Raw genomic sequence first — 10,742 nt, 5'->3', positions numbered from 1 at the left:
ATTTTTATCTTTTGTTTGATATTGTTTTGGTTAATTAGAACTTGAATAGTTCTAATTTTTATCTATCTATTATATTTTTAGGTAGAGTGATGATATTTTTCATAAGTATAAAAGGACTTGTTAATATATCTTTAGCTAGGCTAGTTTTATATTCAAGATTGTCTAAACTACCGCTAATTTTTAATTGAGTAGCTATTTTATTATCCTTACCGCCTATAAATATTTCTTTTACGATAGGAATATTGCTTATGATTTTATTTGTATTTTTTAGAGTAAAAATATTAAGAGTAATATCTGCTGTTTTTGATTTTGTATTAATAATGCCTTGACCGCTACAATCTATGTTGTAACCTAAAATATTAACCTTATCAATATTTATAATGTCATTTTTATTTCTAAATTCAATTGAGCCAAATTTTATCCCTAAACCTTTTTTTGTAAAACCCGGCTTATTAAAAGTTACTAAAGCCGGTATGCTTTCTATAAATGCGATTAGATTTATGTAGTTTTTGGTATTTGATAAATAGGCATTTCTTATATTAATTAAGCCTTCATAATCACTTAAAGTATTGCCTTTTGCATCTAAATCAATTTCTCCACTTATAAAAACTTCTTTATTTACGATTTCATTTAGTGCTTGATGGCTTAGTTCTCTTAGGTAGGCTTTAAAATTGTTTTTTCCTATTTGGGCTATCAAATCTCCACCTTTAATAAAACTTGCGCTTATTGAAGTTTCATAAGGATTTTTATTCAGTTTTAAACTCTTGAAATTAAATAAAAAATCTTTATAAATAATCTTAGAATTTAATAAATTAAGAGCTATATTATTATTGCTATCATTATTTTCATCATTATTTAATTTATTTGCGTCTATTATTAGATTATTTAGATTAATAGTTGTTTTATTGTTTTGAGAATTTAAATTAATAAGATTGCTTTTGGTATTTATTGTGGTTATGTTGTTTTGAATACTTATATAAAAGTCATCTTGAGTATATTTATAATTATTATCTAAATTATTTGGATTATTTTTATATAAATTAAAATCAAATTTAGCATTAAATATATTTACAAAAAATGCCCCATCTTTACTACTTAATTCAATATCTCCATCATTAAAATTTAATTTTTTAAGTTGCTTTGAATAACTAACAATACTTGAAATATCGCTTTTTATAAGTAAATTTTTATCAAAATATATTGTGGTATTCAATGCCGGAAAATCTAAAGTTTTATTATTTAGATTTAAATTCATTTTTGCTTTATCGTTGTAATAAAAATAATCTTTATAATCAATTCCTAAAGTCTTTATATTTACACTTGCTAATTTGGTTTTAGTATCTAAATTTATATCCGCATTGTTTATTTTTAATTCTTTTGTATCTGCATTACCTTGAATTGCTACTAAATTATCATTTACACTTATATTTAAATTAGCGTTAAAGTTAAAATTGCTAAAAGAATAATTTCCATTGGTTTTAACATCTACTTTTACATTGTGAGTATGGTCGTTATTTAGTTTTATATTAACTAAGGTGCTTGTTTTACCACTATTTTGCTTTAACCCTAAAACAACATTATAAGCATTTAGTATTTTTTCTATTTCACTATTGTAAAGTGTATTATTTGAGATGATATTTATATCAATATTTGGCTTTAATAAATTATCTATTGTTAAATTAAATTCATCAATAGTCGTGATATTGTCTTGAGAATTTAAATTATTTGCTAATAGCTTTAAACTATAATCTTTTAAGCTTAATTTAACTTCTTTTGCATAAGCATTTGGTGCTTTATCATTATAATTTGCAATTACATTTGTAAAAACACCTTCTCCTAAGGTATTTTCTAGTTGATTATTTTTTATTTTTACAATAAAGCTACCTTTAAAATTATCAAATTTTACTCTAGTTATTAGCCATTCTTTTAGTATTGGTTTTAAATAATTTTCAATATGTTTAAATGCTTCTTGTTGATTTTTAATCTCTAAATTATCAACGCCTAATAAAAAATCATTTTTTGTATTTATTATATTTATTTTTGCGTTTAAATCATTGTTTATAGAGTGCAAATATCCTTTAATTTCAACATCTTTAGCTATTTTTATATCTCCATAAAAATATAAGTTTTTATATTTTAGATTTGTTATGTTTGCTAAAAGCTCATTTGAGTATAGATTTATTTTTATATTTGCTTCAATATCATCTGATTGGATATTCAATTGGTTTTCATCATAATATATTTTTACTAAAGCATCATTTATTTGAATATTTTTTATATTAATACTTTGAAAAAATAAAAATACTTGTTTGTATTCTTTAAGACTTAATATTTTTTTTCTAATTTGATTTATATCTAGTGCTTCGTTGCTATTTGCTTTTTTTATATAAACTTTATTTATATTTAAGATTAGTTTTTTATCAAGTTTCAAATAAAGCTCAGAGATTTCAATATTAATTAATTTAAAATCCTTAATTGAAATTCCATTGGCTAATACAAATACAAAGGCGATTATTAAGAATATGAATATAAAAAGAATTTTAATTATTTTATTTATGTGTTTTGATGTTTTAAGCATTTTTGTCCTAGCGATTTTGTTTTACTTATTGCAGCCTGTTAAGTCAAATTCTGTTGTATTTATACCACAAGGCTCTAATGCTAAAATTATAACAAGTTTAAATAACACTAAATTGCAATTTAGCAAAATAGACCAATATTTGTTATTATTTTTTGGACACCCGCAAAGTGGTTGGATAGCAGTATCTAAACCTATTTTAACAAGATATGAATTTTTAAAAGAGCTAACTACAAATAAAGCTGCGTTAGTTAATCTTACTTTAATTCCAGGTGAAACAAGTGAATATTTTTTAAGAGAAATTGCAGCAAAAAAACTTAATTTAAATCCTGATAAATTATTAGATGAATTATATTCTCAATCAAATAGAAAAGAAGGTATGCTAACTCCTGATACTTATTCAATTCCATTAGGAATTAGTGAAAGATTGTTTATAAAATATTTATTAGAATTTACAAAAAAAAGAAATGAAACAATTAGTAAAAAAGTTTTTGGAGATTATACTGAATATAAATTTTATAGATTTATTATAGTAGCTAGTATTATTCAAAAAGAAGCTGCTAATGAAAGCGAAATGCCTATTGTAGCGAGTGTTATTTATAATAGATTAAATAAAGGTATGAAACTACAAATGGATGGAATGCTAAATTATGGTATGAATTCTCACATAAAAGTAACTCCACAAATGATTAGAGAAGATAATTCAGAATTTAATTCTTATAAAAATTCTGGTTTACCAAGTGTTTCAATTTGTAACGTTTCTACACAAGCAATTTTGGCAGCAATTTCTCCAGCTAAGACAAATTATTTATATTTTATGAGAGATAAAAGGACTGGTACACATAGGTTTAATACAACTTTAGCGGCTCACGAAAAAGAAATAGAAAGGCAAAGATAAGAGTAATTTAATTTTTTTTGATTTACTCTTTTTTAACTTAGCAGTTATACATTCATCTAAAATTTAATTAAAGGAGTTACGATGAGTATTGTATATACTTTCACAGATGAATCGCCAGCGTTGGCAACTTTAAGTTTTTTACCAATTGCAAAGGCTTTTTTAAAGCATGCAAATATTGAAATTACTACAGCTGATATTTCATTGGCAGCAAGAATAGTTTCTAGTTTTCCAGAGTGTTTAAAAGATGAGCAAAAGTGTGAAGATGCACTTGCAAAACTTGGTGAATTAGTAAAACTTGATGGAGCAAATGTAATTAAAACTCCAAATATTTCTGCTTCTATTCCGCAACTTAAAGCTTGCATAAAAGAATTACAATCAAAAGGATATAATGTTCCAAATTATCCAGATGAACCACAAAATGATAGCGAAAAAGCAATCAAAGAAAAATATGCAAAAGTTTTAGGTTCTGCTGTAAATCCTGTTTTAAGACAAGGAAACTCAGATAGAAGAAGCACAAAAGCTGTAAAAGAATACGCAAAAGCAAATCCATATAAAACAAAAACCTTTAGTAAAGATAGTAAAAGTTGTGTAACTTGTATGAGTAGTGATGACTTTTTCTCTAATGAAAAGGCAACTTTAATCAAAGAAAACGGCACTGCTAAATTATATAAAGTTGTAAATGGGGCTAAAACTGAGCTAAAATCTTTTGAAGTTGTAAAAGATGAAGTAATGGATGCGACTTTTATGAATGTTGCAAAACTAGATGAGTTTTATGAAAAACAAATCAATCACTGCAAACAAGAAAATATTTTATTCTCACTTCATTTAAAAGCAACTATGATGAAAGTAAGTGACCCTGTATTATTTGCTCACGCTTTAAAAGTTTATTTTAAAGATTTATTTGCTGAATTTGGCGATGAGTTTGCAAATCTAGGCATTAATCCAAACAATGGTTTAAGTGAGCTTTTAAGTAAGGTTGAAAACTCAAGCAAAAAAGATTTAATCCTAAAAAGATACAAAGAAATATTAAATACAAGAGCACCAATTTCTATGGTTAATTCTGATAAAGGTATTACTAATCTTCATGTTCCAAGTGATGTAATTGTAGATGCTTCAATGCCTGCAATGCTTAAAAATGGTGCTAAATTGTGGGATAAAAATGGTGCAGAAATGGATACAAATGCTGTTATTCCTGATCAAACATATGCAACAATTTATCAAGCAGTTTTAGATGATATGAGAGCTAATGGAAGTATTAATCCAAGTGTGGTTGGTTCGGTTAGTAATGTTGGTTTAATGGCTAAAAAAGCTCAAGAATATGGCTCACATGATAAAACTTTCATAGCTGATTGCGACGCTACTTATCAAATAGAGTTAAATGGCGAAGTTTTATTATCACACGATGTTAAAAAGGGTGATATTTATAGAATTAATTTAGCAAAACCTGATGCAATAGCAAACTGGATAAAACTTGCAAAACAAAGATGTGAATTAAGTGGCGAGCAAGGAATTTTCTGGCTTGATAGCAAAAGAGCAAGTGATAGAATAATCATTGATTTAGTTAAAAAAGAATTAGGAGAAACTTTCTTAATCTTAAGCCCTTATGAAGCTTGCAAAAAAAGTTTAGAAATTATTAGAAGTGGTAAAAATTGTATATCAATTACAGGTAATGTTTTAAGAGATTATTTAACAGACCTTTTCCCAATACTTGAATTAGGAACAAGTGCGAAAATGCTTTCAATAGTTCCAATGCTAAATGGCGGAGCTATGTTTGAAACAGGTGCGGGTGGTTCTGCTCCAAAACAAGTTGAGCAAGTTGTATTAGAAAATCACTTAAGATGGGATAGTTTAGGTGAGTTTTTGGCTCTTCAAAGCTCACTTGAATTTGAAGGAAACAAAGGCAATGCAAAAGCAAAAGTTATGGCAGAAGCTTTTGATGAAGCAATATCACATTATTTAAATGAAAATAAAGCTCCAAGTAGAAATGCGAAAGAAAACGATAATAGAACAAGTCATGTGTATTTTGCAATATATTTAGCGAATGCACTTGCTAAGCAAAATAATGATGAAAGTATGAATAAGTTTTTTAAAGTTATTGCTGATAAACTTAATTCAAATTCTTCTATAATCATTGAAGAATATATGAATGAAGAAGGTAAAGCAGTTGAATTAGGTGGATATTATGTTTTAGGCGAAGTAGCTGAAAAGATAATGAGACCAAGTGTTACATTTAATGAAATTTTAAAATCAATTTAAGGAGAAAATATGAATATACACGAATATCAAGCAAAAGAAATTTTTGCTAAATTTGGTGTGCCTACTTTAAAAGGTAAGGTTGCATTTAGTGTTGAAGAAGCTGTTGCAAACGCAAAAGAATTAGGCGGAAGTGTTTGGGCTGTAAAAGCTCAAATCCACGCTGGTGGTCGTGGTTTAGGTGGCGGTGTAAAAATCGCTAAGAATTTAGATGAAGTTAAAATGTATGCTGAAAAAATATTAGGTATGAACCTTGTAACTCATCAAACAGGACCAGAAGGAAAACTTGTTAGAAAACTTTATATTGAAAGTGGTGCAAATATTGCTAAAGAATATTATTTAGCACTATTATTTAATAGAATGGAAGAAAAAATCACAATCATTGCTTCAAGTGAAGGTGGTATGGATATAGAAAAAGTTGCAGCAGAGCAACCTGAAAAAATAGCAAAAGTTACAATTGACCCTGCAATTGGCTTTAAAATGTTTCACGGACTTGAAGTAGTAAAAGTTTTAGGTCTAAATAAAGATGAAGGTAAAAAATTAATAACATTTATAGATAAATTATATAAATTATATTTAGCAAAAGATGCAAATTTAGTAGAAATTAACCCATTAATCAAAACTGCAGAAGGCGAGTTTTTCGCACTTGATGCTAAGATGAGTTTTGATGATAGTGGTCTTTATAGAAATCCAGATATTGCAGAATTAAAAGATGAAACAGAAGAAAATCCAGCAGAGCTAGAAGCTAGCAAATATGGTTTAAGTTATGTAAAACTTGATGGCGATGTGGCTTGTATGGTAAATGGTGCAGGTCTTGCTATGGCTACAATGGATATTATTAATTATAGTGGCTGCAAACCAGCAAACTTCTTAGATGTTGGTGGTGGAGCAAGTGCTGAAACCGTTGCAAAAGCATTTGAGATTATTATGAGAGATAAGAATGTAAAAGTAATTTTCATTAATATTTTTGGTGGTATCGTAAGATGTGATAGAATTGCAAATGGTGTTTTAGAAGCTACAAAAACAACTAAAATTGATATTCCTGTAGTAGTTCGCTTAGATGGAACAAACGCTAAAGAAGCAAAAGAAATTCTAGATAATTCAGGTCTTAAAAATATTCACGCAGCAACAGATTTTGCAAATGGTGCTGAAATTGTAAAAAGCTTAGTAAAGTAAGGAGAAAAAATGAGTATATTAGTAAATAAAAATACAAAAGTAATAGTTCAAGGCTTTACAGGTAAAGAAGCTACATTTCACGCAGAACAATGTATTGCTTATGGCACAAATATAGTTGGTGGTGTAACTCCATTTAAAGGTGGAGAAACTCATTTAGGAAAGCCTGTATTTGATACGGTTAAAGAAGCAGTTAGTAAAACTGGTGCTGATACAAGTTTAATTTTCGTTCCTCCTTTTGCTGTTGGAGATAGTATCATTGAAGCTGCTGATGCAGGAATTAAACTTGCAGTAGTAATCACAGAACATACTCCTGTAAAAGATATGATGTTCGCAAAAGCTTATGCAAATAAAAAAGGTATGAAAATCATTGGACCAAACTGCCCAGGAATTATCACTGCAGATGAATGTAAATTAGGAATTATGCCAGGCTTTATATTTAAAAAAGGAAATATCGGTGTAATTTCTAAAAGTGGAACTTTAACTTATGAAGCAGCAAATCAAGTTGTTTTAGGTGGTTATGGAATTACAACTGCAGTTGGAATTGGAGGAGACCCAATCATAGGTCTTGCTTATAAAGAATTATTAGCTGAATTTGAAAAAGATAGCGAAACTAAAGCTATAGTTATGATAGGTGAAATTGGTGGAAGCTTAGAAGTTGAAGCTGCTAAATTTATAAAAGAAAATATCACAAAACCTGTTGTAGCATTTATAGCAGGTGCAACTGCTCCAAAAGGTAAAAGAATGGGTCACGCAGGTGCTATTGTAGGAAGTGCTGATGAAAGTGCTGCTGCTAAAAAAGAAGCTTTAAAAAGCTATGGTGTTCATGTAGTTGATTCTCCTGCAGATATCGGTAAAAAAATCAAAGAAATTTTAAAATAATTAAAGCCTAGATAATCTAGGCTTAGAAAGGTTAAAAATGGAAAATAATACTAATGCACCTGTATGGGTGGATGAAAAAAGATGTAAAGCCTGTAATATATGCGTAAGCTATTGTCCTATGGGCGTTATTGCTATGAGAGATGAACCAAGTGCTGTTTTAGGTCAAATGATTGAAGTAGTTAATCCAGAATCATGCATAGGTTGTAGAGATTGTGAAACTCATTGTCCTGATTTTGCGATTAATGTTGCAGATGCTAAAGGCTTTAAATTTGCAAAACCTACTCAAGAAGGTAAAGATAGAGCGGCTGCAATTAAAGCTAACAATTTTAAAAAGTTAAAGGCGTAAAGATGAGAGAAGTAATATCAACAGGAAATAATTTAATAGCTCAAGCTGCAATTGATTGTGGTTGTTCTTTTTTTGGTGGTTATCCAATAACTCCTAGTAGTGAGATAGCTCATGAATTAAGCCATATGCTACCAAAAGCTGGTGGAACATTTATTCAAATGGAAGATGAAATAAGTGGAATTAGCGTTGCACTAGGTGCGGCTATGAGTGGTGCAAAAGCAATGACTGCAAGTAGTGGTCCTGGAATTAGCTTAAAAGCAGAACAAATAGGGCTTGCATACATAGCTGAAATTCCAATCGTAATAGTAAATGTTATGCGTGGTGGTCCATCAACTGGTCTTCCAACTCGTGTTGCTCAAGGCGATTTATTTCAAGCAAAAGCTCCAAGTCATGGAGATATAGCAAGTATTGCTATTGCACCTGCTAGTCTTGAAGAAAGCTATAATCTAACAATAACAGCATTTAATTATGCTAATAAATATTCAACTCCAGTATTTTTATTAATGGACGAAACGGTTGGACATATGAATGGTAAAGCAATTTTACCTGATGTAAAAGATTTAAAAATAGAACCACGCCGTGAATTTACAGGAGACCCAAAAGATTATAAACCTTATAAGGCTGATATGGACGAACCTGCTACATTAAATCCATTCTTTAAAGGCTATCGTTATCATATAGCTGGTCTTCATCACGGAGATATAGGTTTTCCAACTGAAGATGGCAAAATAGTTGATTATAATATGAGAAGATTAGTTGGTAAGATTAAAAATAAAGTAGATGAATTAGCACTTTATGAAGAATATATGTTAGATGATGCTGATATTTGCATTATTGCTTACGGAAGCGTTGCACGTGCTGCAAAAGAAGCAATTGCAAGACTTAGAGCACAAGGATTGAAAGTAGGTTTATTTAGACCAATTACTTTATATCCAGTTCATGAGAAAAAAATAGCGCAAGTTTGCTCAAGATTTAAGAAAATTTTAGTAACAGAATTAAATATGGGACAATATTTAGAAGAAATTCAAAGAGCAAGTAAGAGAGATGATTTTGCTAGCTTACATAGAGCTAATGGTCGTCCAATAACTCCAAGTGAAATTGAAGCAAAAGTAAAGGAGAGTTTCTAATGGCTTTTAATTATGATGATTATTTAAGAGTAGATAAAATGCCTACTCAGTGGTGCTGGGGATGTGGTGATGGTGTTGTTTTAAAATGTATTATTAAAGCAATTGCAAAAATGGGTTGGAATATGGATGATGTTTGCGTAGTTAGTGGTATTGGCTGTAGTGGTCGTATGAGCTCATATGTAAATTGCAATACCGTTCATACAACTCATGGTCGTGCATTAGCTTATGCAACTGGTATTAAATTAGCTAATCCAACTAAACATGTAATAGTTGTAACAGGTGATGGCGATACAACTGCAATTGGTGGTAATCATTTAATCCATGCTGCAAGAAGAAATATTGATTTAACTCATATTATGATTAATAACTTTATATATGGACTTACAAATTCTCAAACAAGCCCAATGACCCCACAAGGATTTTACACAGTTACAGCTCAATTTGGTAATATTGACCCTACATTTGATGCTTGCGAATTAGTAAAAGCAGCTGGAGCTAGTTTTATAGCTCGTGGTAATGTAATTGATGCAGCTAAACTTGAAAATATGATTTATAAAGCAATGGCTCATGAAGGATATAGTTTTATTGATTGCTTTAGTAACTGCCATATTAATTTAGGTCGTAAAAATAAAATGGGCGAAGCTGTTCAAATGCTTGATTGGATAAGTAATCGTTCTGTTGAAAAATCTAAATTTGATAAATTAAGCGATGAAGAAAAAGTTGATAAATTCCCAGTTGGAATTTTATATGAAAATAAAACTAAACCTGAATATTGCAAAGCTTATGAAGAAGTTCGCCGTGCTGCTAAAGAAGGTAGAATGGTTAATTTAAATGCTTTAGGGGGTGCTAAATGAAATTCCAATTAAGATTTGGTGGAGAAGGCGGTCAAGGTGTAATTACCGCTGGTGAGATTTTAGCAGCTGCTTGGATGGAAAAGGGTGGAAGTAGTAAAAAAGGTGCTTATGCTATAAAAGCTAGTACATATACTTCTCAAGTTCGTGGTGGTCCAACTAAGGTTGATATTATTTTAGATGATGAAGAAATATTATTTCCTTATGCAGTTGAAGGCGAAATTACTTTTATGCTTTCAACTGCTCAAAAAGGCTATTCTGGTTTTAAAGATGGTGTTTGTGAAGGTGGAATAATAGTAGTTGAGCCAAATCTAGTAAAACCAAGTGAAGAAGATAGAAAGAAATTTAAAATATTTGAAATTCCAATCATTACAATAGCTAAAGATGAAGTTGGCAATGTGGCTACTCAATCAGTTGTTGCTCTTGCTATTGCGGTATATATGAGCAAATGTATGGATACTGATGATGTAAAAGAAGTTATGTTAAGTCATGTGCCACCAAAAACTCGTGATGCAAATGCTAAGGCTTATGATTTAGGTATAAAATACGCTAAAAAAGCTTTAGGAGAATAATTTTAAGCCCTTTATAGGGCTTAAATATTAATTATTTAATAAAAATTTAATATTAATCTTTAAAT

At 29.5% G+C, this 10,742-nt stretch carries 9 protein-coding genes; 8 read left to right on the top strand and 1 reads right to left on the bottom strand.

From position 1 onward, the window contains the following. Nucleotides 1-58: 58 nt before the first annotated feature. Complete coding sequence (locus tag AVBRAN12637_RS08090) at nucleotides 59-2,578, bottom strand: YhdP family protein (protein ID WP_336615649.1); 2,520 nt, start codon at nucleotides 2,576-2,578, stop codon at nucleotides 59-61. On the opposite strand from AVBRAN12637_RS08090, the gene mltG reads away from it, so the two are divergent. The 8 genes from mltG (at nucleotide 2,475) to AVBRAN12637_RS08050 (ending at nucleotide 10,677) form a co-directional block, all read left to right on the top strand. Further along, nucleotides 2,475-3,473 (top strand): endolytic transglycosylase MltG, encoded by a 999-nt coding sequence (mltG, locus tag AVBRAN12637_RS08085; RefSeq protein WP_442862236.1) that lies wholly within the window; start codon nucleotides 2,475-2,477, stop codon nucleotides 3,471-3,473. The two genes, AVBRAN12637_RS08090 and mltG, sit on opposite strands and share 104 nt — an antisense overlap. A gap of 81 nt (nucleotides 3,474-3,554) precedes the next feature. After that, complete coding sequence (locus tag AVBRAN12637_RS08080; protein ID WP_336608875.1) at nucleotides 3,555-5,729, top strand: NADP-dependent isocitrate dehydrogenase; 2,175 nt, start codon at nucleotides 3,555-3,557, stop codon at nucleotides 5,727-5,729. Between the two features lie 9 nt (nucleotides 5,730-5,738). After that, nucleotides 5,739-6,902 carry an ADP-forming succinate--CoA ligase subunit beta gene (sucC, locus tag AVBRAN12637_RS08075; RefSeq protein ID WP_214118504.1) on the top strand — a complete coding sequence of 388 codons (1,164 nt, stop codon included), beginning with the start codon at nucleotides 5,739-5,741 and terminating at the stop codon, nucleotides 6,900-6,902. 9 nt (nucleotides 6,903-6,911) lie between these two features. Continuing rightward, nucleotides 6,912-7,781 carry a succinate--CoA ligase subunit alpha gene (gene sucD, locus AVBRAN12637_RS08070; protein WP_214118506.1) on the top strand — a complete coding sequence of 290 codons (870 nt, stop codon included), beginning with the start codon at nucleotides 6,912-6,914 and terminating at the stop codon, nucleotides 7,779-7,781. 37 nt (nucleotides 7,782-7,818) lie between these two features. After that, nucleotides 7,819-8,127 carry a 4Fe-4S binding protein gene (locus AVBRAN12637_RS08065; RefSeq protein ID WP_214150340.1) on the top strand — a complete coding sequence of 103 codons (309 nt, stop codon included), beginning with the start codon at nucleotides 7,819-7,821 and terminating at the stop codon, nucleotides 8,125-8,127. 2 nt (nucleotides 8,128-8,129) lie between these two features. Then, on the top strand, nucleotides 8,130-9,254 hold the full coding sequence (locus tag AVBRAN12637_RS08060) for a 2-oxoglutarate synthase subunit alpha (protein ID WP_214118510.1): 1,125 nt from the start codon (nucleotides 8,130-8,132) through the stop codon (nucleotides 9,252-9,254). After that, the gene (locus tag AVBRAN12637_RS08055) at nucleotides 9,254-10,108 is read left to right on the top strand and encodes a 2-oxoglutarate ferredoxin oxidoreductase subunit beta (protein ID WP_214118511.1); all 855 of its coding nucleotides are present in this window, start codon (nucleotides 9,254-9,256) and stop codon (nucleotides 10,106-10,108) included. Before AVBRAN12637_RS08060 ends, AVBRAN12637_RS08055 begins: the two co-directional genes overlap by 1 nt. After that, nucleotides 10,105-10,677, top strand: coding sequence for a 2-oxoacid:acceptor oxidoreductase family protein (locus AVBRAN12637_RS08050; RefSeq protein WP_336607530.1), 573 nt, complete (start codon nucleotides 10,105-10,107; stop codon nucleotides 10,675-10,677). Before AVBRAN12637_RS08055 ends, AVBRAN12637_RS08050 begins: the two co-directional genes overlap by 4 nt. Nucleotides 10,678-10,742 lie beyond the last annotated feature (65 nt).

The organism is Campylobacter sp. RM12637 (assembly GCF_020137645.1).
Lineage (GTDB): Bacteria > Campylobacterota > Campylobacteria > Campylobacterales > Campylobacteraceae > Campylobacter_E.
Note: the sequence above shows the minus strand (reverse complement) of the source record. Positions and strands in the feature narration are given on the sequence as shown.

Excerpts from the sequence above, each read along its gene's own strand:
- AVBRAN12637_RS08065 (WP_214150340.1), top strand. The coding sequence starts at position 7,819 with ATGGAAAATAATACTAATGCACCTGTATGGGTGGATGAAAAAAGATGT.
- AVBRAN12637_RS08055 (WP_214118511.1), top strand. The coding sequence starts at position 9,254 with ATGGCTTTTAATTATGATGATTATTTAAGAGTAGATAAAATGCCTACT.
- AVBRAN12637_RS08060 (WP_214118510.1), top strand. The coding sequence starts at position 8,130 with ATGAGAGAAGTAATATCAACAGGAAATAATTTAATAGCTCAAGCTGCA.
- sucD (WP_214118506.1), top strand. The coding sequence starts at position 6,912 with ATGAGTATATTAGTAAATAAAAATACAAAAGTAATAGTTCAAGGCTTT.
- AVBRAN12637_RS08080 (WP_336608875.1), top strand. The coding sequence starts at position 3,555 with ATGAGTATTGTATATACTTTCACAGATGAATCGCCAGCGTTGGCAACT.
- sucC (WP_214118504.1), top strand. The coding sequence starts at position 5,739 with ATGAATATACACGAATATCAAGCAAAAGAAATTTTTGCTAAATTTGGT.
- AVBRAN12637_RS08090 (WP_336615649.1), bottom strand. The coding sequence starts at position 2,578 with ATGCTTAAAACATCAAAACACATAAATAAAATAATTAAAATTCTTTTT.
- AVBRAN12637_RS08050 (WP_336607530.1), top strand. The coding sequence starts at position 10,105 with ATGAAATTCCAATTAAGATTTGGTGGAGAAGGCGGTCAAGGTGTAATT.